Genomic DNA, 24,417 nt, shown 5'->3' on the forward strand with positions numbered 1-24,417 from the left:
GCGCCGTGCCTGTGCCCGGCCGCGGGCGACTCGGGGCTGTGGCTCTGCGCGGGGTGGGTTGGTGTTGTGGGGGTGGGTGTTGGGGTCGGCGTGGGCTGAGGCTGCACAATGGCCAGGGCCTCTTCCGCTTTCAGCTCGCCGCGGATCAGCTTGGAGAGCGTGTCTTGGCCCCCGGGGGTGTAGGTGATCTCGCGGGCAGCGCTGTTGAACACATTGCGGATGGGATCCCCTTTGCTGTCCACCAGCTCCACCACCATCACGTTGCGACCGGGCCTCAAGCCCTTCAAGTAAAAAGACTCCCAGCGATCCAGCAGGCCGGACTGGCCGTTGAGGGTGTAGCGGATGCGCCAATCCCGCGGCAGGTCGGTCAGCAAACTTTCGCGCACCGGGGCGTTGGCCAGCCAAAAATCCACCAAGATCGGCTCGGCACCGTAGCTGCCGCTGGGCTGGTTGTAGGTGAGCAGGGGCAACTGCGGTTGCGGCACATATTCCGGTGTGGAGGCGAGCACGTGGAAGCTGACCTGGGCGTAGGCCTCGGAGTTTTTAAAGCTCTCGTGCCAGGGCTTGCCGGCAAACACCCGCAGAGTATGGGATCCCGGCTCCAAATCTTCGAAAACGAGGGGAGCATCGGCGTCGTAATGGGCGATATAGGGCCGGTTGTCCAGCACCACGTGCAGATGGGGGCCAAGGCCCAGTTGCGGATCTTTAAAGAGCGGGTACCCCTGCACCGCAAAGCGAACGGTTACTTGCCGCTCCGACAACACCTCTCCGGGTTGGGGGCTGAGGATCTGTACTCGCGGACGGCAGTGCTCCAAGTAGGCATCCAGCTTGGCGATCTCCGGCGGCACCGGTACCCGCTCGAGCTGAGGTAGCTGTTCCTGGGGCTGTTCAAGCGGGGATCCAGCGCAAGCGACCAGCACAAGAGCCGCCACCAGAGCCATCCACCATCCCCATCTCCAGGTTCTGGCCTTTCCCGCGTGTCTTTGCATGAGCCTCACATCCCAACACTTTCGGTATCCTGCCGAGCTGCAGATAAGCCATCCCCACATTACCAGCATGTGTCCTTTGGGGAAGATCCCCTCCCCCGCCCTAGAATGGGATCAGCGGTCTGGCCCAAGCCAGGTCAGGAGAACTTCTGAGGTCAGGTATGGCTGTGTTGGCGATAACGGCCCTTGCAGGCCTGGATCTAGCTCAGTGGCAGGCTTTGCTCAACAACGTGGCCTTTGCCGTTTGCTTAGGGGCCATGCTGTTTTATTGGGGCGGGGCAGCGTTTCCCCAGGTGCAGCTTCTGTCGGAGCTGGGCTTGGCGGGGATGATCGGGGCGAACTTGACGATCGCCGCCCTGCTGACGGCCCGCTGGATCGATGCCGGCTATTTCCCCTTGAGTAACTTGTACGAGTCTTTGTTTTTCTTGGCCTGGGGGATCACCGCCTTGCATCTGCTGGCTCTCCACTGGACTCGTAGCCGTTGGGTGGGGGTGACGACCGCCCCGCTGGCGACGGGCGTTGTGGCCTTTGCCGCCCTGGCCCTGCCGGCAGATATGCAGGAGGCCCAGCCACTGGTGCCGGCTTTGCAATCCAACTGGCTGATGATGCATGTAACGGTGATGCTTCTGGCCTATGCAGCCCTCTTGGTGGGATCCCTTTTGGCCATCGCTTTTCTCATCGTCACCCGCGGCCAGGAAGTTCAGTTAAAGGGCAACTCCCTCGGCCTGCAATTTGGACCCTCCCAGCCTGCAACCCACCCCGAATGGACAGAAGCCACCCTGCCATCGCCCGCTGCAGAACTGGTCTACGCCGGGATCCGCTCCCCCCGACCGGCTGAACCCCCTCCCCAACCGGCACCCGAAGGGATCCCGCTGCAACGGCTGAGCCTGGCGGAAATCTTAGACAACACCAGCTACCGGCTAATCGGGCTGGGGTTCCCGCTGCTGACCATCGGCATCATTGCCGGCGCCGTCTGGGCCAACGAAGCCTGGGGCACCTACTGGAGCTGGGATCCCAAAGAAACCTGGGCCTTGATCACCTGGTTGGTCTTTGCCGCCTATTTGCACGCCCGCATCACCAAAGGCTGGCAGGGCAAGCGCCCCGCTCTCTTGGCCAGCTTGGGCTTTGGGGTGGTTTGGGTGTGTTATCTGGGGGTGAACTTTCTGGGCAAAGGCTTACACAGCTATGGCTGGTTCTTCTGAGATCTCTTGGGCCAACAAATCAACCCCCGTTTGTGGGTATTCTGGTGCTGGCAAGCCGTCGTGGATCCCTCTGAGGAGAAAAGCATGCGACTGTTCAACTACCTGATCCTGTTCTCGGCCCTCCTGGGAATCGCTCTTTTCGCCATGCAAAACGCCAGCCCGGTCACGATTACCTTTGCCCCCGGCGTCAGCGTTGAAAGCCCGCTGGCGATCGAACTGTTGGCCTCTGCCGGGATCGGGGCCGCCCTTGCCTGGCTCTATAGCCTCTGGATGCGTCTCCAATTCAGCATCGAAGCCCGCGAGAAAAATCGGCAGTTGCAAGAAAAGGAAGTCACCATTAGCGAGCTGAAGGAAATGGTGGTGGAGCTGGAAGCCAAAGTCAAGCAACTGCCCCCCAGCAAGCGTGCCGAGCCCCAGGAAGACATTCAGGACGTTAAGGAAGTCACCACAGAGGGATCCCCTGCCTAGAACTGTTCCGAATGGATCCCGTCGATCTCCAAGCAGTTGGGGTAAAATTGAAATTCTGCTTGCCTCTTCCACTAGCCCATCACTTCCTATGCAGGTCACACAAGAAAAACGTCCTGGCAGCCGGGTTGGCCTCAAGATCGTGGTAGAAGCCGACCAGGTTAAGCGCTCCTACGAAAAAACCTTGCGCCAACTGGAGCGGAATATCCAGATCCCCGGATTTCGCAAGGGCAAAGCTCCCCGCAACCTGGTGATACGCCAGGTGGGCCGCGAGCGCGTCATGGCCAGTGCCGTCGATGACCTGATCAACGAGGCCATCCAACAGGCGCTCAAGGACACCCAACTGCATCCCATCAGCCGCTTCGAGCTGGACGACAAGGTGGAGCAGCTTCTGGATCGCTTCAACCCGGAGGCCGACTTCAGCTTCTCGGGGTATGTGGAGGTGTACCCCGAAGCCCGTGTCGGCCAATACAAGGGCCTGACCGTCACGGCCACCCGCGTCACCGTCAAGCCCGAACAGATCGACCAGCTCATCGACCGGTGGCGGGATCAGCGGGCCACCCTCTTGCCGGTGGAGGATCGGCCCGCCCAGTTGGGGGATGTGGTGGTGATCGATTTTCAAGCCCGCGATGCCGAGGGCAATCCTCTGGAGGAAATCGCCGCCCAGGACTTTCAGTTGGAGCTCAAAGAGGAGAACTTCATCCCTGGTTTTGTGGCGGGCGTGGTCGGCATGCAGCTCGACCAAACCAAGGAGATCACAGCTACTTTCCCCGACGATTACTTCAGAAAAGAGTTGGCCGGGAAAACGGTTACGTTCACCGTCTGCCTCAAAGAGATCAAGACCAAAGAGCTGCCGGAGCTGGATGACGCCTTTGTGCAGGAGATCAGCGAGTTTCAGACGGTGGCCGAACTGCGGGAACACCTGCAAAAGCGCCTCGAGCAAGATGCCCTGCGGCAATCTGAGGAGAACCTGGAGACGGCCATCCTCAATGCCATCTTGGAAACCACCGAGGTGGATCTGCCGGAGACCCTAGTCGAGCAAGAAACGACACAACTGCTGGCCCGAAGCCTTCAGTCGCTGCAGCAGCAGCAAGGGGTCACGCCGGGAGAGATCCGCAAGTTCTTGTCCCAACTGCCGCCGGAAACTCTCAACCAGTTGATGGAGCGCCACCGGCCCGAGGCCATCAACCGGCTGCGGCGCACCTTGGCTCTGAGCGCTATCGTCCGGCAGGAGCAGATTGCCGTAGGCCCCAACGAATTGGAAGTCGAGGTGGAAGAGGTGATGGCGGCCTATGCGCAGCAAGGGCAGAAGCTGGATCGGGAGCGAGTCCGCCAAGCAGTCCACGAAGATCTGCTCGCCAACAAGGTGATGGCCTGGCTGAAGTCCCAAACCACGGTCAACTGGGTCGATAGCGAAGGCAACCCCACCGAACCGCCCACCCTCTCGCCCCGCTCTGAGGGTGAAGACCGGCAGGAGAGGTCTGAGTCGGCTAGGGCAGGGGTGCCGGAGACGGAGTTTGAGGCCGAGAAGCCAGAGGGATCCGCGATCCCCGAGGCAGTTGAGCCTCCTGTCGATGCGAAAGCTGAGGGGGAGGTTGCAACAGAGCCGCAGGCAGCTCTCCCTTCTGTAGAAGCAGAGGCGTCTGGGATCCCTGAGGCGGTTGAGCCTTCTGCAGAGGCGGCCACAAACCCTGCTGGCTTGCAACTGGAACAGGCCGTCGCGGAGACACCCAAAGCGGGCAAAAAGAGCAAAAAGGACAAGTAGAGGGTCCTGGTTGCCTCCCTAGACTTGCCGGTTCTCACACCTTGGCCGCCGGGGTCGGAAAAAGCCGGGCTACAAGAGGCCGCGCCGCATCTGGTCCCAGAGGCGGAGGTAGGACTCGGCTTCGGCGGGGCTCAGAGGCCGCCAAATCTCGGCGCGCTCCCAGGTAGAAGGCTGAAAGTCAGCCCTGCGACGCAGCCGAGGAGAGAGTTGGGCCAAATCCAGCGGCCAAACCGAAGGGATCCCGCTCAAGTTCACCAGGCGGGGGGCGAACTCTGGGGTTAGGACGAAGTCAATCCAGTCGGCCAGCAGGGATCCTTCCAGCTCTGGGGAAGCGTTGTGAGCTCTATGCGGCCGCACCCAGACATCCCACCAGATGGCGGATCCCGAAGCCGGGATCGCCACCTCCAGCTCGGGGTAGTTGGCCTGGGTGGCATAGAGATCCTGCGACCAGCCCACAGCCACCCAGCTATCGGCCAGGCGCAACATGGGCAAGTAGTCGGCGGAAGTATAGGCCAGAACCTGGCGGTGCAGGGATCCCAGCTCTCGCCGCAGTTCGGCCTCTTCGGGATCGAGGGGATCGTTGTAGGAGCGGCCCAGCTTTTTGAGGACGAGCCCGATCACCTCCCGGGGGTGATCTGGCAGGGTGAGTTTGCCGGCCAGCTCAGGCCGCCACAGATCCGCCCAGTCCCGGATGGGGTCGCTCACCCGGTCGCGGCGGTAGGCAATGGCCGTTACCCCCCAGCGCCAGGGCACGCCCCAGATCTGCCCCTCTCGCCGGGCAGCAGCCTGCCAGCGGCGATCCAAGTGCTGCCACCGTTCTCCCAAGAGGTCAGGTGGCAAGGGATCCAGCCAACCGGCAGCAATGGCCCGATCCAAGGCGTCAGCTCCCAACAGGCTCAGGGCCGCTGCTGGCGGCTGTCGCCGGAACCATCTCCCCGGCTCCCACCAGGCCGGCTCAGGCGGCTGGACGCTCTGCTGCAGGTAGGCCAGCAACTGGGCCCGCTCGTCCAACAGTTGCAGCCGAAAGCGAACCTGGGTGCGGCGGCGAAACTCGTTCACCAAGCTGGCCGGGATCCCCTGTTTAAGGGCGAGAATGAGGGGCAGAGAGCCCCTAGGCCCGCCACAGCCGGCCACCGCCAGCCCCAGCAGGAGCCCGTACAGAAATTCACGTCGGCTCAGCCCTTGCTTGCCCACGCCAGTACCGCTCCACCAGAATCAGGGCCACCAGATCATCGTAAGCCTTGTCCGGCACCCGCATCCCCTTGGGCAACAGCCGCTCCCATCCCCGCGGTGGGTAAAAATCCCAGTAGCGCCGCCGGGCTTCTTCTGAGCTGTGCCTCTCGTCCACCAGAACAATCTGTTGGGGTGGGAGGAGCGACTCCAGTTGCCGTTTCCAGCCTCGCGCCGTTGTCTGATTTCCCAGGATGAGCCGCTCCGCCCCAAACTGCTGCCAGAGGGCCTGCAACCTGGCCAAGGCCTCCCCGGCTGAGACCACCTCCCGATGCAAGACCTGCCACGCCGGCTGAACTTGCACCACGGCAAGGCCGCACTTGTCCCGCCCCGGGTCAAAACCCATCAGCACTCGCCCCTCTTCCAGCCCGCCCAGATGGAGTGGATCCCTCATCCCCCAATCTGCCCCGCCTGCTGAACGGGGGTGGTGCCCTGCTGGCCAGAGGCCTCCGCCATCAGGAAACTCACCCGCAGCGGCCCCGCCGTGTAGATGTCGGTGTCAGCAACCAGCTTCACATCCAGGGGGGTAGTGCTCTGGCGGAGATGCTGCACAACTTCCAAGAACTTCACCTGCGAGAATTCTCCGACAGTGCCGGTGATGGGATCCGAGAGGAGGCCTTCTGCCTGGGAGCGCTGATTGGCCTGGTTGAGGAGCTCCAGCAGCCGCTGTTGGATTTCGTTCTCGCTCAAGCCTGGCTGGATTACACCCTGCGCCAGCACGGATCCCCTGGCGAAGATGCGCTGGTTGGGGTAAATCTCCACCAGCACAGGCACAGGCTCTCCCTTAAGCCGATTGGTGAGGGAGAGGATGCGCACTGCCCAGCTACCAGGTTCCTTCAACTTTTCCAGAGCTTGGTCGGCCTCCTCGCGGCGGATGAGGATGGCGTTCTCCAGAGGGGGGATGGGCCGGGAGCCGAGGGCAAGGGCCCGCTGTTCTGCCTGGGCCAAAACTCGCTCAAACTGCCGCCGGACTGCCGCCGGGTCTGCCCCTGCTGGCGTTTGCACAACTCCTGTAGCCAGGACTTCTCCCGCCAGAATGGCCAGCTCTCCCCGCCGCAGCCGCACCGCTAACTGGTTGAGCTGCGCGATCTCCTGCTCAAGCTGCTTTTTTTGAGTTTCCAGTTGGCTCAGGGCCGTCTGCGCCGTATCCAGAGAGCGCTCCAGTTGATCCCGATCCAGTTGCAGAGCCTGCTTTTGCGACTCCAGATCGGCAATCATCTTTCGGGCCGCCTCCACCTCTGCCTTCACCGCCTCCAACTCCGCCTGGGCCCGCTCCAGGCCGGGCTGCACTTGGGCCAGTTGCTCGTTGGCTGCCGCCAGCTTCGCCTCCGCCTCTTGCCGCTCTTGTAGCGCCATAGCCAGTTGATCCCGGACTTCGCTCAGGCGTGTCTGGGCTGCCGATTGCTGACTGCGAAATTGGTCGAGATCCAGCTTGAGGCGGTCTCGCTCGGCTCTGAGAGTGGCATTCTCCGCTTCCAGCAGAGCTTTCTGGCGGTTGAGGGCCCGCAGCTCCTGCTCTGCCTGGGCAATTTGGTTGGTGTAGCTGAACAGGGCTTCCGAAAGAGAGCGGTTGAGGAGCAGCAGCGTGCCCAAGGTCAGCGCCGAGATGCTCACGCCGGTAATCACGGCTACCAAAACGGCCGTGTGGCGGGGACGCAGGTTAAACCAGGTGAGGCGCTTTTTGCCAATCCGATACCCGACCCGATCCCCGACAACGGCAATCAGGCCACTGACAAACAACATGTAAAGGATCAGCAGTACGCCTTGCATAGCCCGGGATCCCTGCCATGGAAATCTTAGCAAGGTTACCCTGAAGGTCTGGGAAGTTGAGGGCAGGCCGAGCCAGAGAAGTGCGGCCCCGCGTAAGCGGATGGGGTTGAAGGACTCCGTCCGGCTGACGCGAACAGTAGCCCTGAAGCATGCTCGCTTAGAGAGCAAGCAAGCCCCGAACCCCCCCGTATACGCGGGGCAGGGGGGCTGGTTTATAGAACGCCCCAAAAGGGCGGTAACCTTTGCACCGTTCAGGTCGGCGTCACCCCTCCAGCCGCAATGTCCACAAGAAAACCCTTCCTACAAGACTTGCCTGGCTCTGGGTGGATGCGCAGACACCTACCTGCCGCCGCTACCTGCTGCACATGAGCCCCTTGAGAAGGCTTCCACCTGCTCAGCTAACGTCCGTTTAGAAATATCGACGCCGCAATAGGAGTAGCCACGCCGAATCAGTCCCAATGCCCACCTCGAGAAAATAGGTCTCAGGAGTGGCTCCCCCTGTCGCCAAGATGGCATCGGCGATCTCTTCCTCTACAGCGGGGAAAAAGCTGCGGGTAGCATCGTAAAAGTCGGCAGCCCGATCAAAACAAACGCTGTGGGATCCTGCCATCGCCGCCCTCTTCCCCAACAGGCAAACCCAGACAGACAGAGTATCAACAGGAGTGAGCAGGGATCGACCGGATCCCTGCCCCCTCAAGCCCAAAATTTGCTCTCTTCAAGACTCCGGCGCCAGGCGGGCATAGAACAAGCCCTGGACACGGACGGTGCGGGGTTCCAGTGCCCCTTGCTCGGTGCTGGACTGCTGAATGCTAACGAAGGAGCCGCCCATCTCTCCCGTGCTGGGATCCACGCGGGCAATGCGCAGCGACAGTTTCCCCCGCGAAACCTCGTCCACCTTGCGGTTGGTGGCGAAGTCGTCCTTGGCCGCCTGTAGCCCTACGGCTGTGTCGTAGCCGGTGTTAGAGCCGCGCCCGCGCGCGTCGAGGAAGGTGCTGGTGTGGTAGCCGGGCACCAAGAACTCCCCTTCAAAGTCGGTCGAGGGGTCAATGGCGGAGCCCTGAGCTGTGGCCACCAAATCTTTCACGCTAAACAAAAATGGCACCAGCTCGCGGCGGGGCAACTGACCGGTGGTCGGCTGAAAGGTGATCCCGTCCACCACTTTGAGCTCCAACCCGCCGTCTTTGGGGGTGACCTCAGCCTTAATCGGCCCCAGCGTGGCTGCCGAGATCATGATGTTTTTGGCCTTGATAAACTCTTTTTCCCCGTTCCGTTTCTCTTCTTCCACCTCAATTTGCACCGGCTGGAAGCAGACGTCTGTCAACTTTAGGGATCCCCCCTTGGGCACCTCGATGCGGCCGCGGGCATCGTCCGAGACGGAAGGGCATATGGCCGCCTTGCCGGTGTTGCGGATCTGGTCGTAGGTTAAGGGGGCCTTGGCCGCCTCCGCCGGCAGGGCGAAGACGCTCAAACAGAGCGCCAACAGGATGGCGAGTAGTGGACGGTACCGCATAATCAACCTCGAAAAACCTGTTTTAATCTCAATGCTGCTGGGGAAAATAAGCCCGAATGCCCCTATTGTACGCAATAGTGATCCCCTCTTTGGCCGGGCTTGCAGAAGTTTCCTGGCCAGGCAGAGCTGTCGGGTAGCTGCGTTTTCCTACTTCTTGGATTGCCGACCCCTGCCCTTCTACAAAGACCTCGCGGCCCCCTCAAAGCGGGCCACTCGCCACCAGGGATCCCAGCCAGCGCTCCCGAATCTGGTTCACCAGCTCGCCGATGGGCTGTTGGTTGACGCGGTAGCTGGTGGGATGGGCGATCAAGCGGGCGGTGCTCTCGAAAAGGCAGTCCCGTTCCACCAGGCCGTTTTCCCTCAGGGTACGTCCGGTGGCCACCAAGTCCACAATCGCATCGGCCATGCCGGTGATGGGAGCCAGTTCCACTGAGCCGTAGAGGGAGATAATTTCCACCGGCAAATCCAACCGGTCAAAATACTCGCGGGCGCAGCCGACAAACTTGGAAGCCACGCGGGCATGGGGAGGCAACTGGGCCGCCGAGGTGTAGGGACTTTCTTGGCGAAGAGCCACCGACATGCGACAGTGGCCGAACTTCAGATCCAGCAGGTGGGCCACTCGCACCTCGCTGCCGGCATAGCGCTCCCGCAAGACGTCGTAGCCGACGATGCCCAGTTGGGCCTGGCCGTACTCCACATACACCGGCACGTCGTGGTTGCGCACCAGCAGCGCCTCGTAGCGTTGCCCGTTGAGCTGGGTGGGCGATTCAATCCGCAGCAGGCGGTTGCCGGGATCCAAAAAGCGACTGAAATCGATCCCCACCTGTTGCAAGCAGCGGATAGCGTCGGCCAGCAAGGCTCCCTTGGCCAGGGCAATGGTGATCGGCTGGCCGGCGGAACGGCAAGCTGGGGTATCGGGATGCGGGGCGGGGCTGAGGCCGAAAGCCATCGACATAGAAGGATGTCCGGGATCCCTGCTCTTGCCAGGGCTAGATAGAGAGTAAAGCCTTGACAGCGGCAGAGCAGTTGCGGGCGTTGCTTCCCCTCGATTGTAGAGGATCGGCCTCTTGGCGGCGATTCCCCCCTCTATCCCCCCGTACACGGGGGGACTGGGGGGCCAGCCCAGAGCGAAAACCCTCTTCTGTTATCCAGACTGCCGATCCTGGGATGATAAAGTCAGGAGACGATAGACCCGGAGGAGAGAGGACGGCATGAAAGCCATGATCCTGGCAGCCGGCAAAGGGACGCGGGTACGGCCCATCACCTACATGATGCCCAAGCCGATGATCCCGATTTTGCACAAGCCGGTCATGGAGTTCTTGGTGGAGCTGCTGCGGGAACATGGGTTCGACCAAATCATGATCAACACCAGCCACCTCGCTCACCAGATCGAAGACTACTTTCGCGATGGCCAGCAGTGGGGAGTACACATCGGCTTTTCCTTCGAGGGCCACTTCGAGAACGGCCAGCCGGTGGCCGAACCCCTGGGATCCGCCGGTGGCATGCGCAAGATCCAGGATTTTTCCGGTTTTTTCGACAGCACCTTCGTGGTGCTCTGCGGCGATGCCCTGATCGACCTCAACCTGACCCAGGTGGTCAACTTTCACAAATCTAAGGGGGCATTGGCCACGGTGGTGTTGCGAGAGGTGGATCCCAGCCAAGTCTCCAGCTATGGCGTGGTGGTAACCGATGCGACGGGCCGGGTCACCGCCTTCCAAGAAAAACCCAGGCAGGAAGAGGCCCTCAGCAACACCATCAACACCGGCATCTACGTGTTCGAGCCAGAAGTCCTGGACTACATCCCCCCCGGCTGCCCCTATGACATCGGCAGCGATCTCTTCCCCGCCTTGGTGAAAGCCGGCGCCCCCTTCTACGGCCTCAAGGCCGACTTCCAGTGGGTGGACATTGGCCGTACCCCTGACTACTGGCTGGCGGTACAGAAGGTGCTGCGCGGCGAGATCAAGGGGGTCAAGGTGCCCGGGATCCAGATTCGGCCCGGCGTCTGGACGGGGATCAACATCCGCGCCAACTGGGATCGCATCCATATCGAGCCGCCGGTCTACATTGGGGCCAGCACTTACCTGGCAGACGGGGTGAAGCTCATCGGCCCCACAGCCATTGGCTACGGCTGTGTGTTGAACGAAGGGTGTACGCTGGATGGCAGCCTCATCTTCAACTACACCCAAATCGCTGCAGGAGTTACCCTGCGCCACCAGATGGTGATGGGTCGCTACTGTATTTCCTCCGATGGCAATGCCATCGACACGGAAGAGTCCAACCTCACCTGGTTGATCGGAGATGCTCGCAGCCATGCCAACGGCAAATCCCAATAGCACCCTCTATCTCTACGGGATCGTCGCTGCCCCCGGCCCGCGCCACCTGAATGTGGTGGGGCTGGACAAGCAGCCGGTGGGGATTCACGTGCTGGGATCTTTGGCCTTTCTCTATTCCCAGGCTCGCCAGGAGCGCTACTTGGCCAGCCGGGCCAATCTGCTGGCCCACGAAGCTGTCCTAGAAACCGTGATGAGCGAGGGATACCGCGCCCTGCTGCCGCTGCAATTTGGCCTGGTGGTGAGCGGCTGGGATCAGGTAGAGCAGGATTTGATCAAACCGCACCTGGCCGATCTGCTGGCCCTGCTGCAGCGCCTGGAGGGCAAACGGGAGGTGGGGGTAAAAGTCTTCTGGGATCCCCAGCAAGAGCTCCAATTGGGGCTAGAGGAAAACCCGGCCCTGAAAGCCCGGCGGGACGAGATGGCTGGCACCCCCTTGGGGCTAGATGCAGTAGTGGAAATTGGGCAGGCTCTGGAGCAAATGCTGGAGCAACGGCGCCAACACATTGCCCAAACCTTCACAGCCGCCCTCGGCTCTCTGGCCAGCGATCGCGTCGAGGGAGAGCTGCTTACGGAAAACATGGCCTACAACAGCTCGTTTCTCATCAACTGGGAAGATGAGCCGGCTTTTGCCCAAAAAGTGGAGGAGCTGGATCGAGCCTTTCAGGGACGGCTGCGCATTCGCTACAACAATTTCACCGCTCCCTACAATTTCGCCAAGCTTTGACCGGCCTGTACTCCCCCCCCTATATCCCCCCGTCTACGGAGGGACTGGGGGGCCAGCCGCTTGGGACAGGCAGCGCGGATGTGGGACTCGCTCAGGTCGGGCATGAGGGCCAGGGCCCGTTGGGGATCGATTTGCGCTTCGCACACCGCCTCCAGCACCTGCTCGGCCAGAAGGGAAAGGGGCATATCGGCGGTTTGCTCAGGATCGGTATCCTCTCTAATTTGTCGAACTCCCACCGGCGGGGGAGGCAACACCGGCGGCGCCGCCTGCGGGGGCAAGGTGGTGGAGGTACCCACCTCCAACTGCGCTTCGGCCAGGGCCACACCGCGCCCTGCCACCAACAGGGATCCCAGCAACAGCGTCCCCCCCAACCTGCCTATTCCCTTGCTGAGCGGAGCACGCTTCCCCAGACCTTCTCCAAGGCTACCGCTAGCCAACCTTTTGCCCAGCGCTTCGCCGCTCATCTTACCCCTCCAAGACCACCCCTTTGTTCAAGATATCCAACAAACCTTGGATTTGCAGTAGGCTATCGTTGGCTCCCAAACCGTTTGCAGCCCCCCCTATGGCTCGTCTATCGCAAGAGCTGGCCCGATTTGCCTGCCTTCCCGCCCATCCAGAGCAGCCCGAGCCTTACCCAGAGGGATCCCCACCCATCCGCCTTGAAGAGATTCTCAAACTGGCGGGCGAGCGCAGCTTTGGCTTGTTTTTGGCGGTGCTCTCCTTCCCTTCTGCTCTGCCTCTGCCAGCTCCTGGCTATTCCACTCCCTTTGGCGTGGTTATTCTGCTGCTGGCCCTACAAATGCTGGCGGGGCGAACCACCCCCTGGCTGCCGCCATGGGTGCTGCAGACATCCATTGAACGGAAGCAATTTCAAAAGTGGGTGCAGGCCGGGATCCCGTGGTTGCAGCGCATTGAAAAAGTTGCCTGCCCCCGTTGGCAACCAGTCTGCACCAGCCGCCTGGGCCAGGTCTGGCTGAGCACCTTGATCAGCTTGATGGGTATTTCCATGATCATTCCCGTGCCCGGCACCAACACCCTGCCGGCGATGGGGGTCTTCGTCACCGCCTTTGGCCTCCTCGAAGAGGACGGGATCCTGTGCAGCTTGGGATCCCTGATCTGTGTGGCGGCGGGGCTGCTGACCACTTCCATTTTGGTGGGCCTGTGGCTGGGGGGAACGACTCTGTTGGATTGGCTGAGAAGATAGCCTTTTGCCCTCACTCCCAACCCCGGCCCCCCCTATATCCCCCCGTGTACGGGGGGATACGGAGTTGGGGATCGAGGCAACGCCCAGCTTCACCGATGGAAAGACGGTGACGAAGTTGTATCGCCTGTGTCTTGTTGCAACGGACACCCCCGCGCCGCTAGCGGGATTGAGGGACCAGCGCCAGATCCTGGGTGAGGCGCAGCTCGATCACCTGGTTGGGATCCAAAACTACCACCTGTGGCGCCGTGACGTTGCCGATCACCGCTCCGGCCACCCCAGCCCCCAGCACTTCTTCTGTGGCAATGGCATTGTCGCCGGTCACCAAGCCGAGAATGGCGCCCGCTGCCGCGCCGATGGCCGCATCTTGGATGATTTTGCCCGTGGTGGTGTAGCGAGGATCCTTAACATCGTGGATCACATCCGATTGGGCAGCCAAGGGGAACAGTTGGTTGTTGGCGATGATGCTTTCTGCCACAAAGCGCGTGCCCCCCGGTGCCGGCTCAAAGCGGCCATCCACCCGCGAGCCGAAAGGCACCAGGATGTCCCCCTGGGCGTTGCGAATCGGGGTGCGGACGATCAAGGACAGGGGGCGAGTTTCGTTGGGGGCGATGAAGAGGCGCTCGTTGAAGGGGGTGGTGGTCTGCATCAGGGTGCCCGCCGCCAGCGTGGAAAGGTGCAGGTCAAAGCCCGCCGGGGGGGTGGAAACCCAACTGCTCGGGTTCTGGGCCACCAGGGATCCCCGATTGAGCAGGGCCTGGTGGGTAAAAGCGGCCACCTCGGCACGGGTGGCAGGGCGGTTTGGCTCCAAAAGCATAGGATCCGGGTAATTGACAATCAGGCCGGCACGGTTGGCGGCTGCAAGTTGTGCCAGGGCCCAGTTGGGAATGGCTGCCGCGTCGCGGTAGCGGCTGAACAGCTCGCTCGGCTGAGCCGCGGGGATGGCACTCGTGTTGCCAAGGGCGTTAGTCAGGATCACCAGCGCCTCGGTGCGAGTAACGGGCTGTTCGGGTCGGAAGGTGCCGTCTGGGAAGCCGGCCACCAAGTTGTTGGCTGCCGCCGTGGAGATAGCATTGGCCGCCCAGTGGCTGGGAGGCACATCCCGAAAGCCGATGAAGGTACCAGAGGTGTTGCGAAGGCGAAAGGCAGTGGTGACAAGGGTGGCAAACTGAGCGCGGGTCACCGGCTCGTTGGGACGGAAGGTGCCATCCGGGAAGCCGTTCAACACCCCTTGAGAGGAGAGGGTCTCGATATAGGCTTGCGCCCAGTGGCCAAAGGTGTCGCGAAAAGGAGCGGCCATGGCCACCTGGCAGTGGATGCCCAGTGCGGCTCCCGATAGGAGTAGGCCGGCTGTGCGTGGGGTCAACAGAGAGGGAAACATCGTGCATTCACCAAGTTGTCGTAGCGCCCATTGCTGGGTCAATAGCTACTCTTATTCTGGCTATTTCCTCAGTGGCGGCAATAGCTAAAACCCTTGCTGTGTCCTAATTTGAGCATTTCCAACCTAAGATTTGCATGGAAACGCAATAGCGGAGGATTGGTAAGGAAATCTCTTCATCTCTGTTGCGCCAGCATCGCGTATAGACAACACCCCAGCCTCAGTTGCTGTTCACGGCATTGCCACTCTGTACAAGTTTGAAACAGCCCCCCAGGGCTCCGCAGTGCCAGGGAGTTGATGCTGGCAGGACATAGGATCCAGCCCCCCTCCCAGAAGGAGAGGGAAGCTGAGCATCAGGGATAAGGGGTGCTGTTTCCACAGCCGGTGGCTACGAAAGGTCCCCTGCTGCTGGCGGGATTGGGGGATCGGCGCCAAGTCTTGGGTGAGGCCCAGCCCAGGGATCCGGAAGGCTCGCCCAGGAGCGCCTTGGCAGTCGGTATGGGTTAAATGACCTTGCCCTCGGACGTGATTCTCCCCTTCAGTTTGCCGGCCCGCTCTTCAGCTTCCTCGGTAATGAGGGCCAGTTGCTCTAACACCTCGCCGGGGTATTTTTCCAACACCCGCAGAGAGAGCGCTACCCGCCCTTTGGCCTCATCCACATCGATGACCACGGCCTTGAGCGGCTGACCGGGCTGGAACAAGTCGGATAAGGAGGCGACAAAGCTTTGGCTGACCTGCTTGATGGGCAACAGCCCGCTGCCCCCCTCCTCCAGCTCCACGAAAACGCCGAAGGGCTTGAGGGCGCTGACCTTGCCCCGCACCACCTGACCGGTGGTGTAGATTCCCAGGCTCTCAGCTTGTCGCGCTACTCGCTGGGAGAGCACCAGCTTGTTGGCAGCGGGGTTGACCTCCAACAAACTGGCGGTCAGCGATTGGCCCACCAGCTCTTCTAGATTTTCCCGTTGGTTGAGATGCGAGCGAGGAATAAAGCCCCGCAGCCCCTGCACGTCCACCAGAACCCCGCCCTTGTTGGTGCCGATCACCAGGGCAGTTACCGTCTGGCCGTTGGTCTGTTTTTCGGCCAGCTCCTCCCAAAGTCGCTTCAGCCGCAGCCGCCGCGCCGAGAGTACGATTTGCCCTTCCGAGTCCTCTCGCAAGATGAGAAAATCGGCTTCGCTTTTGAGGGGAAAAAGCTCGCTCAAATCCTCTCCTGAGCGGATCCCGGCTTCTTTCAGGGGCAAAAAGGCCGGCGACTTGCCGCCGATATCCACCAGCGCCCCATCGTTCTGGTGCTGGAAGATGCGGCCTCGCACCACCTGTCCCGGTCGAAAGTCAAGGCTTTGCGCCTCCAGAGCCTTGGCAAAATCTTCCGAAGAAAACGTATCGGCAGCCTGAGAGCGAGGGGAGCGAAAGGTCATGGAATGCAAAGGAAGCAATTCAAGAGGCAATGGGTTTCAGGATAACCCAAAACTTGACAGGGATCCCAGCTCCTCTCGTCCGCCTCGGCGGGAAGAGGTACTCACCCTCTTGAGAGGAGGCCAAGCCCAGGGCATCGACACCGGCAGCTTCCTCTAGATGTAGTACATCAACCTGGCCTGTTGCTGTTGCGCCTGCCGGTCGCAGAGGTCTTGCAAGGTCGTTTTTTGGAGAATGCCCACCGCTGCCGCCTGGGCATCTTGCCAAGCCTGCCAGAGCACCTGGCGCTCCGGCGAGAGATCGCCGCTGGGCAAGTCGCGGGGGCGGGTGAGATCTTCTCCCTCGATGGCCTGAATGATGTCCAATAGGGAGATCTGCCAGGGCGGTCGAGCCAGAGAGTAACCTCCTTTGGCGCCCCGCTGGCTGCGTACCAGGCCCTGCCTGCGCAGCGTGGCCAGCAACTGCTCCAGATAGCGGTCGGGAATCGACTGGTGGGCTGCGATCTCCTTAATCTGCAATACCCGGCCGTCATGGTAGTGCTGGGCCAACTCCAGAAGGGCCAGGAGAGCGTACTCACTTTTACAAGACAGTTCCAAAATACCCATCCTTCCTGCAAGGATCAGGTCTATGATACTCCGGTTTTCCACCGGGGTTTTGTGGGATCCCCTTTGGGTTGCCGGTGGGTTGGGCCTGTATGGTGGAATAGGCCCCTTTGGGAGTGGTTTATGGCAAGTGTTGGCACCCTGTCCGGTTCAGCGCGGATCCCGGCGGAGCGATTGCAAACTTTGCGGCAGCAGATCGGCAAGCTGATCGCCAACGTCGAGTCGGTGTTTCAAGGCAAGCCACGGGTGGTGCAGGCCGTGGTGACGGCCCTGGTGGCGGAAGGCCATGTCCTCCTGGAGGACGTGCCGGGAGTAGGCAAAACCACGTTGGCGCGGGCCATTGCCCGCAGCTTGGGGGCCAAGTTTCAGCGAATTCAATTTACCAGCGACCTCTTGCCGACTGACATTCTTGGCCTCACCCTTTTCAACAAAGAGAAAGGGGAGTTTGAATTTCGCCCAGGCCCCATTTTTGCCCATGTCATCCTGGCCGACGAGATCAATCGCACCTCTCCCCGCACCCAGAGTGCCCTGCTAGAGGCAATGGCGGAAAAGCAGGTTTCGCTGGACAACCGCACCTACCCGCTGCCCAGTCCCTTTATGGTGTTGGCCACCCAAAACCCCTTGGAGTATCACGGCACCTATCCCCTCCCGGAAAGCCAGTTGGATCGGTTTCTGGTGCGGCTGTCCATCGGCTACCCCAGCCCTGAGGTGGAGCGGGCTTTGCTGCTGCAGCGACAGCAGGCAGAGCCGGTGGAGGCTCTCCAGCCGGTGCTTTCCCTGGCGGAGCTGCGGGAGATCCAGGCGGCGGTGGATCAGGTGTACCTGGATGGATCCCTGGCCGACTATCTGCTGCAGGTGGTGCAGGCGACGCGTGCCTCCAGGCTGTTGCGGGCCGGCGTGTCCACCCGCGGGGCGTTGGCCTTGGCAAGGGCAGCACGGGCGCAGGCGTTGGTGAGAGGGCGGAGCTTTTGCCTACCGGAAGATCTGCAAGCTTTGTTTGTGCCGGTGCTGGCCCATCGCATTTCTTTGGCCGGATCTGGGGACATGACGAGCAACCGACGGCAGGAGGCAGAGGCCGTCATCCGCGACATCGTGGCAACGGTTGAGCCGCCAGTTTGAGGAGGGATCCCTTAGGCGATAATAGGAGCCAGCGGTCTTGGGCAGAACTGCGGATGTCGGATCCCAATCAAGAAATTAAAGACCTCATCCTGGCTTTGGACAAAAAGCTGGAGGGAATCGACCGCAAGTTGGAAATCCAGGTGACGGAGATCAAAAGCGAGATCCGGCTGGTCAAAACCGACCTGGAAGCCAAGATCGACCTCACTCGCAACGACCTAGAGAGCAAGATCCAAGGCGCTCGCAACGAGCTGGAAGCCAAGATCGACCTCACTCGCAACGAGCTGGAAGCCAAGATCGACCTCAGCCGTAGCAGCCTGGAAGTGAAAATCGCGGAGCTAAGCGGCAAAATGGATGGCTACAGCAAGCGGCTTGACCAACAGGAGTTCATCAGCCGCGGCGCGATCGTGGCCCTAGTCGTTGGGGTGGCCTCAGGGTTTATCAAGTATCTTTTCTTCAGCAATTGATTGGAGTTTGACCTGAGTTGCCTTGGGTTCCTCCCCAAAACCTGCAAGCGGCGGCGGGTCAGCACTCCTGGAATTGGTCGAGGGCACGACACAGCTCCGGGACAACTTCTGCTGGCCAGAAACCCTCACCCCGCCGGCCCTGGTGCAACTGGAGATAGAGGCCCCAAGCAGTGGCGCTGCCACTGGCAACCAACGTGAGGGCAGGAAAGGTCTGCTCCAGCGTAATGCTCTCCTCGGCCATCAGTTGGGAGGCGACAGCTTCCATATCCTGCTGCAGACGATACACCCCCTGCACAAATGCTTGCCATTCTTCTAGGGTTAGCTCCAACGCCCAAGTCTCTCCTCCCACCAGGGCCACAAAAGGGGAGCGCCCAGGATCCCAGCCCAACCGCCAGCCGGATCCCTTGCGTAGAGCAGGAGGAGGCAGGTTCGAGAATCCACCGTCGTTTCCGGTAAAAAGCAGGGAGGTAGAGGGGAGAGGAGCATCCATCGCTGCGGCTAGGCCAGAAAAGATGCGGGTACAATCGACAGGGTGTGTTGTCAGGATAAAGCGGCCATGGCCAGTTGTCAGTCTCCTACTGCCCAACCTCGCCGGTTTTTAAGGACTCCGCTCCGCTGGCGCAAACAGAGCAGCCTCATTTCCGGCTTGGGCCTGTTGCTGACAGCCTTGGTGCTCCGTGCCGCTGACGCGACCGGGGTTCGCAAAGAGGCCGAAGATCCTGTCTTGCCAGCGCAATTGTCTGCAGCGGCCACCCCCGAAAACCCGATCCTGCACGTGGGCATTGTGCAACGCTTTGGCCGTTCTGAGCAAGATCAGGTGGAGCTGGCAGCGCCGCTGGGGTCTTTCCTCACCCTGGAATTTGCCCAGGCAGACGGCAGCACCCAGAGGCAGCGGCTCCCACAAGTTACGGTTGGGATCGTCAACCGCGCCCTGGCCAGCCCGGAAACCGTGTACCGCCTCATCCTCAGCAGCCACAAAAGCTTCGAGAGCGCCGAGGCCAGCGCCAACTCCTGGGAATCTCTGGGCATCCGCACCGAGATCGCCCAACCGCAGGAATGGCAGGTGTGGGCCAGCCGCGCCTACACTCCCCAACAACTGATCCAGATTCAGCAGTATGCCCAGAAAGAAGGGATCCCTCAGGTGCGGCTGGAGGTGCAGGAGCGGCGCGAACGGGCGGAGCTGAGCTGGGTACATGAGCATTTTCGCTACCATCGCACCCGCCTGAGGGTAACCTCCGATGCCGGCTATCTGCGGGTGAACGACCGCTACTATGCCGGATCCATTACCATTCAGCCCAATGCCTACGGCAGCTATACGGTGGTCAACGCCGTGCCCCTGGAAACCTATTTACGGGGGGTGGTGCCCCATGAGGTGGGGCCAGGGGCCCCCTTTGCCGCCATGGCCGCCCAGGCAATTTTGGCGCGCACCTACGCCCTCAAGAACCTGCACCGCTTTCAGATCGACGACTACCACCTCTGTGCCAATACCCACTGCCAGGTTTACAAGGGGCTGAGCGGCACCCATCCGCGGGCCGACGAAGCGATTCGCCAGACCAGCGGCCTGGTGCTCACCTACAAGGGCGAGCTGGTGGATGCCGTTTATTCTTCCACCAACGGCGGCATCTCGGCAGGCTTTGAAGAGGTTTGGGACGGAGAGCCGCGCCCCTACCTGCGCCCGCAGGTGGATATCGCCCACCAGCCCGATCAGCCCTTCGATTTGCGGCAGGAGAGCGACTTCAAGGCCTTTCTGGCCCGGCGGGAGGGTTTCAACGAAGCAGGGGTATCGCGCCTCTTCCGCTGGGAGTTTTCTCAGTCGCTGGAGGAGCTAAACGCCCAACTGCGGGCCGCTCAAGAGTACCTCGGGATCCCTCTCCCCGAGTGGATGACCATCCAGGGGCTGCACGTCCTGGAGCGCTCGGTCAGTGGTCGGGTGCAGGCGCTGCACGTGGACTTGCAGACGCCCCAAGGGCTCCACTCGATTCTTTTGCGCAAGGATCAGGTGCGCCTGGCTTTTCCCCGCCTGTACAGCACTCTGTTTCGCGTGGAACCCCTGAAACAGAGCGGGCGGCTGACAGGCTACCGCTTTATCGGCGGCGGCTTTGGCCACGGGGTGGGGCTGAGCCAGTACGGCGCCTACACCCTGGCGCGGCGGGGGTTGAACGCGGCGCAAATCCTCGCCTTTTACTACCCCGGCACCACCCTGGCCGAGCTGGGATCCCTCTCCCTGCAGTTGCCTGAGGTTTCCCTGGCCTTTGACAGTAGCCAGGCGCAGTCCTGGTCCGGCTACCAGAGATAGGGGGCACGATGGAAGAAGAGCGACGGGAACGCGGCCATCCCCCTCTTCGGGATCCCGCTCCAGAGGAAGGGTGGCAGGAAGGGGCGGCCCAAGCGCCGCCAGAGCTGGCCCCCCCCTACATCCCCCCGTACACGAGGGGACAAGAGGGTGGCCGGGGGGAGGCGGGGCTGTCGGGGATCCCGGTCGCCCCACCGGGGTTTAAGTCGGGATTTGCGGCGCTCATCGGGCGGCCCAATGTGGGCAAGTCCACCTTGATGAACGCTCTGGTGGGCCAGAAGATCGCCATCACTTCTCCCGTGGCCCAGACCACCCGCAACCGCCTGCGGGGGATCCTCTCTTTGCCGCAAGCCCAGATCATCTGGGTGGACACCCCTGGCATCCACAAGCCCCACCACCGCCTGGGGGAGATCTTGGTACACAACGCCCAGGCTGCCATTGGGAGCGTGGATGTCGTCCTCTTCGTGGTGGATGGCTCGGTGCCGGCAGGGCGGGGGGATGCTTTTATCGCCGAGCGGATCCCCAGCGCGACCCCCTGCATCCTCGTCTGCAACAAAGCCGATCTGCTGCCCAAAGAGTCTGCCGCGCGCCAGGCCCACCAAGAGAGCTACCAAGCCCTGCGCCCCGGTGCCCCCGTCGTCTGGGTGTCGGCGTTGGATCCCGGCAGCTTGGCGCCCCTCATCCAGGCCACCGTCGACCTGCTGCCCCCTGGGCCCTACTACTATCCCCCGGATCTGGTGACGGATCAGCCGGAGCGGTTTATCATGGCGGAGTTGATCCGCGAGCAAGTTCTCTTGCACACCCGCGAGGAGGTGCCCCACTCGGTGGCCGTCACCATCGACCAGGTGGAAGAAACCCCCACCGTCACCCGCGTCCTGGCCACCCTCTACGTGGAGCGGGACTCGCAAAAAGGGATCCTCATCGGCAAAGGGGGGGAAAGGCTCAAGCAAATTGGCCAGGCCGCCCGCCTCCAGATTCAAAAGCTCATTGCCGGCAAGGTGTACCTGGAGCTGTTCGTCAAGGTGCGGCCCCACTGGCGGCGCTCCGAGCACCTGCTGCGCGACTTCGGCTACCGCGTTGAAACGTGAAGGGGTTTTGTGGCTGAGGTTGAGCTATCTGGTGGTATTGATGGGGATGCTGCACGTTGAGGTTAACGGCAATGCTGCGACTGTATGGGATCCCGACCTCCGGGAATTGCTACAAAGTAGAGCTGCTTCTCAAACAGTTGGGGATCCCTTACGAGACGGTTGAGGTCAACTCCAGGGTCGGAGAAAATCGCCGCCCCGAGTACCTGGCCAAGAACCCCCTGGGGCAGATCCCGGCTTTGGAGCTGGAAGACGGCACCGTCTTGGCCGAGTCAGCCGCAATCTTGGTTTACCTAGCAGAGGACACTCCCCTCTATGGCCAGACGCGGCTGGAGCGGGCCGAGATCTTGAAATGGCTCCTTTTTGAACAAACCCGCATTGCCCGCTACATTGCCACCACCCGCTTTTGGGTGCGAGCCGGCCAGGCCGAGGCCAATGCCGAGCTAATTGCCCAGAACCTGAAACTCGGTACCGAGGCTCTGGAGATCATGGAAAGCCACCTACGGGAGAAGGAGTTCTTCGTGGGCAACCGCTACACCATCGCCGATCTGGCCCTGTTTACCTATACCCATGTGGCCGAGCAGGGCGGGTTTGACCTCAAGCCCTTCCCCAACATCCGCGCCTGGTGTGAGCGGGTCAAGGCCACCGACCGCTTCTTTCCTCTCCCCGGCGCCTAGAATTTCCCAGTGGTGCCTTTGCAGCCGACCGAGTCGGATCTCGCTTCCAATCCTAGCGGAGGATTTCTCACTCCCAGCCCCTCTCCCTGAGGGAGAGGAAAACTGGAAATTGTTGCCACGAAGGGCTCCAGCGGCTTTGGGCCACCCCCCTCGGAAAATAGGAGCTGCCAGGAGCTTGTCGGGCCCTAGCGCCCCTTGAGCTCCCGCTGGATCTCCCGCCGCGTCTCCCGTTCCTTAATTGCTTGTCGCTTGTCGTGGAGCTTTTTGCCGCGGGCCACGCCCAGGTGAGCCTTGATCCAGCCGCGGTTGAGCACCAGCCGCAGGGGAACCACAGTCAGGCCTTTTTGCTCCACCAGGCCCCGCAGCCGGTCGATCTCGCGGCGGTGCAACAACAGCTTGCGGCGGCGGGTCGGGTCGTGGTTAAACACCTTGCTGGCAGTTCCGTGGGGGGCAACATGCAAGTTGTGCAGCCAGGCCTCGCCATCGCGAAAGAGGGCAAAAGCGTCTTGCAAGTTGGCTTTGCCCGCTCGGATGGACTTTACCTCTGTGCCGGTCAGTTGGATCCCGGCTTCGTAGGTCTCCAAGATCTCGTACTCGAAGCGGGCGCGGCGATTCTCCACCAGGGTTTTGACGTTGGGATCCACAGCCATACGCTTTCAGAAGAGAGCTTCGTCCACCAGAGGGCCTAACGAGAGGCCAGGGAACCCTCCAATTTTTGCACTGCCCGTCCCACCAGGCGCTCGGATTTGCTGCGCCAGCGAAAGCGAATGGGGGTACCGGTGAAGTCGAGGTTTTGCCGGAAGTGCTTTTCCAGGTAGCGGCGGTAGTTCTCTTTGAACAGATCGGGATCGTTGACAAACAGGAGAAAGGTGGGAGGCCGCTCCGCCACCTGGGTGCCGTAGTAGATTTTGCCCTGCTTGCCCTGGCGGTTGGCGGGGGGTGACTGCCAGGCGAGGGCATCCTGGAGAACTTCATTGACCACGGAGGTGGCGATGCGCTTGCGATGGGCGGCTACCGCTGTGTTGACCTCGGCAAAGATCTTGTGGGTGCGCTGCCCCGTGAGGGCGCTGACAAACAACAGGGGTGCCCAGTCAATGAAATAAAGCCGCTCGCGGATCTCGCGGGTGTACTCGTTAATGGTGTGAGTATCTTTGTTTTCCACCGCGTCCCACTTGTTGACAACGATGATGCAGGCGCGGCCTTCTTCTTCGATGCGGCCAGCCAACCGCTGATCCTGCTCGGTTACCCCCTCCAGGGCGTCAATGACCAGCAGCACCACGTCCGAGCGCTGGATGGCTTTGAAGGCGCGGTTAATGCTGAAAAACTCCACCCCATATTCCACCCGGCTTTTTCTGCGGATCCCAGCCGTGTCGATGAGACGATAGCTCTGCCCCTCCCACTCCACCAGGGTGTCAACGGCATCGCGGGTGGTGCCAGCAATGGGGCTGACAATGGCCCGCTCGGATCCCACCAGGCGGTTGAGCAGGCTGGACTTGCCTACGTTGGGCCGCCCTACAATGGCCACGGCGATGGGATCCGGCTCATCTGCGGCTTCTTGGGCCACTTCGGGCAAGTGAGGCAGCACCGCCTCCAACAGCTCGGCTACCCCATTGCCGTGGACGGCAGAACAAGGGATCGGCTCCCCCAGCCCCAACTCCCAAAAAGCCGCCGCCTGCGCCAGGCCCAGTTGCCCCGACTCGCACTTGTTGACGGCCACCACCACCGGCAGGGGTTGTCTGCGCAGCCAATCGGCCAATTCTTTGTCAGCAGGGGTCAGCCCCTCGCGGCCATCCACCACAAAGATTACAGCGTGGGCCTCGGCCATCGCCGCCATGGCCTGCTGACGGATGTGGGGCAAAAACTCGCTGTCGTCGCCGAAGACCAGGCCGCCGGTATCCACCACCCGCAGGCGGCGCCCGTTCCACTCCACCTCTTGGTAGAGGCGATCCCGCGTGATGCCCGGCTCGTCGTGGACAATGGCCGAGCGCACCCCCGCCAGGCGGTTGACGAGGCTGGATTTGCCCACGTTGGGGCGACCCACAACGGCTACAAGGGGTAAAGCCACTGCTCCGCTTGCCAAAAAGCCGAACCCAGACTTCTATCCTAGCCTTTGGGATCCCAGATGCCCAAACCCGCTGATCTCAATCATTGCCCTGAAGGCAGCTCTGGCGGTAAGTTAGGTAGCTAACCTCCCATC

Annotated in this window: 25 protein-coding genes; 11 read left to right on the forward strand and 14 right to left on the reverse strand. The window is 61.6% G+C overall.

The window, feature by feature from the left end; translation table 11 throughout:
• Nucleotides 1–941: hypothetical protein (locus NW848_RS09840; RefSeq protein ID WP_414511088.1), on the reverse strand; the 941-nt coding region annotated here is incomplete at its 3' end.
• A 239-nt stretch (nt 942–1,180) separates the two neighbouring features.
• Between NW848_RS09840 and ccsB the strand changes: the two genes are divergently transcribed.
• From ccsB to tig, 3 genes are all read left to right on the forward strand, one after another.
• A complete protein-coding gene (ccsB, locus tag NW848_RS09845; RefSeq protein WP_041438997.1) occupies nt 1,181–2,188 on the forward strand; it encodes a c-type cytochrome biogenesis protein CcsB in 1,008 nt (335 codons plus the stop codon).
• 84 nt (nt 2,189–2,272) lie between these two features.
• A complete protein-coding gene (locus NW848_RS09850; RefSeq protein ID WP_011430103.1) occupies nt 2,273–2,656 on the forward strand; it encodes a lipopolysaccharide assembly LapA domain-containing protein in 384 nt (127 codons plus the stop codon).
• An 88-nt stretch (nt 2,657–2,744) separates the two neighbouring features.
• Entirely contained in the window at nt 2,745–4,418 is a 1,674-nt protein-coding gene (gene tig / locus NW848_RS09855) for a trigger factor (RefSeq protein WP_414402821.1), read from the forward strand.
• Between the two features lie 69 nt (nt 4,419–4,487).
• On the opposite strand, the gene NW848_RS09860 is transcribed toward tig, so the two are convergent.
• From NW848_RS09860 to hisG, 6 genes are all read right to left on the reverse strand, one after another.
• On the reverse strand, nt 4,488–5,612 hold the full coding sequence (locus NW848_RS09860; RefSeq protein WP_099812185.1) for an extracellular solute-binding protein: 1,125 nt from the start codon (nt 5,610–5,612) through the stop codon (nt 4,488–4,490).
• The gene (locus tag NW848_RS09865) at nt 5,584–6,042 is read right to left on the reverse strand and encodes a Holliday junction resolvase RuvX (protein WP_049749742.1); all 459 of its coding nucleotides are present in this window, start codon (nt 6,040–6,042) and stop codon (nt 5,584–5,586) included. Before NW848_RS09865 ends, NW848_RS09860 begins: the two co-directional genes overlap by 29 nt.
• Complete coding sequence (locus NW848_RS09870; RefSeq protein WP_011430099.1) at nt 6,039–7,418, reverse strand: DUF3084 domain-containing protein; 1,380 nt, start codon at nt 7,416–7,418, stop codon at nt 6,039–6,041. The genes NW848_RS09865 and NW848_RS09870 overlap by 4 nt, the downstream gene beginning before the upstream one ends.
• 409 nt (nt 7,419–7,827) lie before the next feature.
• Nucleotides 7,828–8,028 (reverse strand): hypothetical protein, encoded by a 201-nt coding sequence (locus NW848_RS09875; RefSeq protein ID WP_099812186.1) that lies wholly within the window; start codon nt 8,026–8,028, stop codon nt 7,828–7,830.
• 105 nt (nt 8,029–8,133) lie between these two features.
• Nucleotides 8,134–8,928 (reverse strand): photosystem II manganese-stabilizing polypeptide, encoded by a 795-nt coding sequence (locus NW848_RS09880; RefSeq protein WP_011430097.1) that lies wholly within the window; start codon nt 8,926–8,928, stop codon nt 8,134–8,136.
• A gap of 199 nt (nt 8,929–9,127) precedes the next feature.
• The gene (hisG, locus tag NW848_RS09885) at nt 9,128–9,877 is read right to left on the reverse strand and encodes an ATP phosphoribosyltransferase (protein ID WP_414402822.1); all 750 of its coding nucleotides are present in this window, start codon (nt 9,875–9,877) and stop codon (nt 9,128–9,130) included.
• Nucleotides 9,878–10,139: 262 nt separating this feature from the next.
• Between hisG and NW848_RS09890 the strand changes: the two genes are divergently transcribed.
• Nucleotides 10,140–11,261, forward strand: coding sequence for a sugar phosphate nucleotidyltransferase (locus NW848_RS09890; RefSeq protein WP_011430095.1), 1,122 nt, complete (start codon nt 10,140–10,142; stop codon nt 11,259–11,261).
• The gene (locus NW848_RS09895) at nt 11,239–11,985 is read left to right on the forward strand and encodes a GvpL/GvpF family gas vesicle protein (RefSeq protein WP_041438253.1); all 747 of its coding nucleotides are present in this window, start codon (nt 11,239–11,241) and stop codon (nt 11,983–11,985) included. The genes NW848_RS09890 and NW848_RS09895 overlap by 23 nt, the downstream gene beginning before the upstream one ends.
• Here the strand turns inward: NW848_RS09895 and NW848_RS09900 are convergent.
• Complete coding sequence (locus NW848_RS09900) at nt 11,964–12,449, reverse strand: hypothetical protein (protein ID WP_414511089.1); 486 nt, start codon at nt 12,447–12,449, stop codon at nt 11,964–11,966. The two genes, NW848_RS09895 and NW848_RS09900, sit on opposite strands and share 22 nt — an antisense overlap.
• Before the next feature lie 98 nt (nt 12,450–12,547).
• On the opposite strand from NW848_RS09900, the gene NW848_RS09905 reads away from it, so the two are divergent.
• Complete coding sequence (locus tag NW848_RS09905; protein ID WP_011430093.1) at nt 12,548–13,189, forward strand: exopolysaccharide biosynthesis protein; 642 nt, start codon at nt 12,548–12,550, stop codon at nt 13,187–13,189.
• 157 nt (nt 13,190–13,346) lie between these two features.
• Here NW848_RS09905 and NW848_RS09910 read toward each other — a convergent pair whose 3' ends face one another.
• The 3 genes from NW848_RS09910 to NW848_RS09920 all read right to left on the reverse strand — a co-directional run bounded on the left by NW848_RS09910 (nt 13,347) and on the right by NW848_RS09920 (nt 16,576).
• A complete protein-coding gene (locus NW848_RS09910) occupies nt 13,347–14,567 on the reverse strand; it encodes an S-layer homology domain-containing protein (RefSeq protein WP_414508747.1) in 1,221 nt (406 codons plus the stop codon).
• Between the two features lie 500 nt (nt 14,568–15,067).
• Complete coding sequence (locus NW848_RS09915; RefSeq protein ID WP_011430091.1) at nt 15,068–15,982, reverse strand: S1 RNA-binding domain-containing protein; 915 nt, start codon at nt 15,980–15,982, stop codon at nt 15,068–15,070.
• A 153-nt stretch (nt 15,983–16,135) separates the two neighbouring features.
• Complete coding sequence (locus NW848_RS09920; RefSeq protein WP_011430089.1) at nt 16,136–16,576, reverse strand: RrF2 family transcriptional regulator; 441 nt, start codon at nt 16,574–16,576, stop codon at nt 16,136–16,138.
• Nucleotides 16,577–16,705: 129 nt separating this feature from the next.
• Between NW848_RS09920 and NW848_RS09925 the strand changes: the two genes are divergently transcribed.
• Nucleotides 16,706–17,701, forward strand: a complete 996-nt coding sequence (locus tag NW848_RS09925; protein ID WP_011430088.1) for an AAA family ATPase — start codon at nt 16,706–16,708, stop codon at nt 17,699–17,701.
• Between the two features lie 53 nt (nt 17,702–17,754).
• The gene (locus NW848_RS09930) at nt 17,755–18,165 is read left to right on the forward strand and encodes a hypothetical protein (RefSeq protein WP_099812188.1); all 411 of its coding nucleotides are present in this window, start codon (nt 17,755–17,757) and stop codon (nt 18,163–18,165) included.
• Nucleotides 18,166–18,223: 58 nt separating this feature from the next.
• Here NW848_RS09930 and NW848_RS09935 read toward each other — a convergent pair whose 3' ends face one another.
• Nucleotides 18,224–18,655, reverse strand: a complete 432-nt coding sequence (locus tag NW848_RS09935) for a DUF1818 family protein (RefSeq protein WP_049749741.1) — start codon at nt 18,653–18,655, stop codon at nt 18,224–18,226.
• Nucleotides 18,656–18,721: 66 nt separating this feature from the next.
• Here NW848_RS09935 and NW848_RS09940 point away from each other — a divergent pair, with 66 nt between their 5' ends.
• The 3 genes from NW848_RS09940 (at nt 18,722) to NW848_RS09950 (ending at nt 22,220) form a co-directional block, all read left to right on the forward strand.
• The gene (locus NW848_RS09940) at nt 18,722–20,461 is read left to right on the forward strand and encodes a SpoIID/LytB domain-containing protein (protein ID WP_011430086.1); all 1,740 of its coding nucleotides are present in this window, start codon (nt 18,722–18,724) and stop codon (nt 20,459–20,461) included.
• A gap of 8 nt (nt 20,462–20,469) precedes the next feature.
• Nucleotides 20,470–21,546 (forward strand): GTPase Era, encoded by a 1,077-nt coding sequence (gene era, locus NW848_RS09945; RefSeq protein WP_011430085.1) that lies wholly within the window; start codon nt 20,470–20,472, stop codon nt 21,544–21,546.
• 71 nt (nt 21,547–21,617) lie between these two features.
• Entirely contained in the window at nt 21,618–22,220 is a 603-nt protein-coding gene (locus NW848_RS09950) for a glutathione S-transferase family protein (protein WP_011430084.1), read from the forward strand.
• Between the two features lie 185 nt (nt 22,221–22,405).
• On the opposite strand, the gene smpB is transcribed toward NW848_RS09950, so the two are convergent.
• Both smpB and der read right to left on the reverse strand, forming a co-directional pair.
• Complete coding sequence (smpB, locus tag NW848_RS09955) at nt 22,406–22,870, reverse strand: SsrA-binding protein SmpB (protein ID WP_011430083.1); 465 nt, start codon at nt 22,868–22,870, stop codon at nt 22,406–22,408.
• A gap of 35 nt (nt 22,871–22,905) precedes the next feature.
• Nucleotides 22,906–24,285 carry a ribosome biogenesis GTPase Der gene (gene der / locus NW848_RS09960; RefSeq protein WP_011430082.1) on the reverse strand — a complete coding sequence of 460 codons (1,380 nt, stop codon included), beginning with the start codon at nt 24,283–24,285 and terminating at the stop codon, nt 22,906–22,908.
• Nucleotides 24,286–24,417: the final 132 nt, after the last annotated feature.

The sequence above is a fragment of the Synechococcus sp. RC10A2 genome (genome assembly GCF_047502605.1).

Bases quoted from the DNA above. Each gene is read 5' to 3' on its own strand.
- NW848_RS09850 (WP_011430103.1), top strand. From the start codon at position 2,273: ATGCGACTGTTCAACTACCTGATCCTGTTCTCGGCCCTCCTGGGAATC.
- tig (WP_414402821.1), top strand. From the start codon at position 2,745: ATGCAGGTCACACAAGAAAAACGTCCTGGCAGCCGGGTTGGCCTCAAG.
- NW848_RS09865 (WP_049749742.1), bottom strand. From the start codon at position 6,042: ATGAGGGATCCACTCCATCTGGGCGGGCTGGAAGAGGGGCGAGTGCTG.
- NW848_RS09870 (WP_011430099.1), bottom strand. From the start codon at position 7,418: ATGCAAGGCGTACTGCTGATCCTTTACATGTTGTTTGTCAGTGGCCTG.
- NW848_RS09875 (WP_099812186.1), bottom strand. From the start codon at position 8,028: ATGGCAGGATCCCACAGCGTTTGTTTTGATCGGGCTGCCGACTTTTAC.
- NW848_RS09880 (WP_011430097.1), bottom strand. From the start codon at position 8,928: ATGCGGTACCGTCCACTACTCGCCATCCTGTTGGCGCTCTGTTTGAGC.
- hisG (WP_414402822.1), bottom strand. From the start codon at position 9,877: ATGGCTTTCGGCCTCAGCCCCGCCCCGCATCCCGATACCCCAGCTTGC.
- NW848_RS09890 (WP_011430095.1), top strand. From the start codon at position 10,140: ATGAAAGCCATGATCCTGGCAGCCGGCAAAGGGACGCGGGTACGGCCC.
- NW848_RS09895 (WP_041438253.1), top strand. From the start codon at position 11,239: ATGCCAACGGCAAATCCCAATAGCACCCTCTATCTCTACGGGATCGTC.
- NW848_RS09900 (WP_414511089.1), bottom strand. From the start codon at position 12,449: ATGAGCGGCGAAGCGCTGGGCAAAAGGTTGGCTAGCGGTAGCCTTGGA.
- NW848_RS09905 (WP_011430093.1), top strand. From the start codon at position 12,548: ATGGCTCGTCTATCGCAAGAGCTGGCCCGATTTGCCTGCCTTCCCGCC.
- NW848_RS09910 (WP_414508747.1), bottom strand. From the start codon at position 14,567: ATGTTTCCCTCTCTGTTGACCCCACGCACAGCCGGCCTACTCCTATCG.
- NW848_RS09915 (WP_011430091.1), bottom strand. From the start codon at position 15,982: ATGACCTTTCGCTCCCCTCGCTCTCAGGCTGCCGATACGTTTTCTTCG.
- NW848_RS09925 (WP_011430088.1), top strand. From the start codon at position 16,706: ATGGCAAGTGTTGGCACCCTGTCCGGTTCAGCGCGGATCCCGGCGGAG.
- NW848_RS09930 (WP_099812188.1), top strand. From the start codon at position 17,755: ATGTCGGATCCCAATCAAGAAATTAAAGACCTCATCCTGGCTTTGGAC.
- NW848_RS09935 (WP_049749741.1), bottom strand. From the start codon at position 18,655: ATGGATGCTCCTCTCCCCTCTACCTCCCTGCTTTTTACCGGAAACGAC.
- NW848_RS09940 (WP_011430086.1), top strand. From the start codon at position 18,722: ATGGCCAGTTGTCAGTCTCCTACTGCCCAACCTCGCCGGTTTTTAAGG.
- era (WP_011430085.1), top strand. From the start codon at position 20,470: ATGGAAGAAGAGCGACGGGAACGCGGCCATCCCCCTCTTCGGGATCCC.
- NW848_RS09950 (WP_011430084.1), top strand. From the start codon at position 21,618: ATGCTGCGACTGTATGGGATCCCGACCTCCGGGAATTGCTACAAAGTA.
- smpB (WP_011430083.1), bottom strand. From the start codon at position 22,870: ATGGCTGTGGATCCCAACGTCAAAACCCTGGTGGAGAATCGCCGCGCC.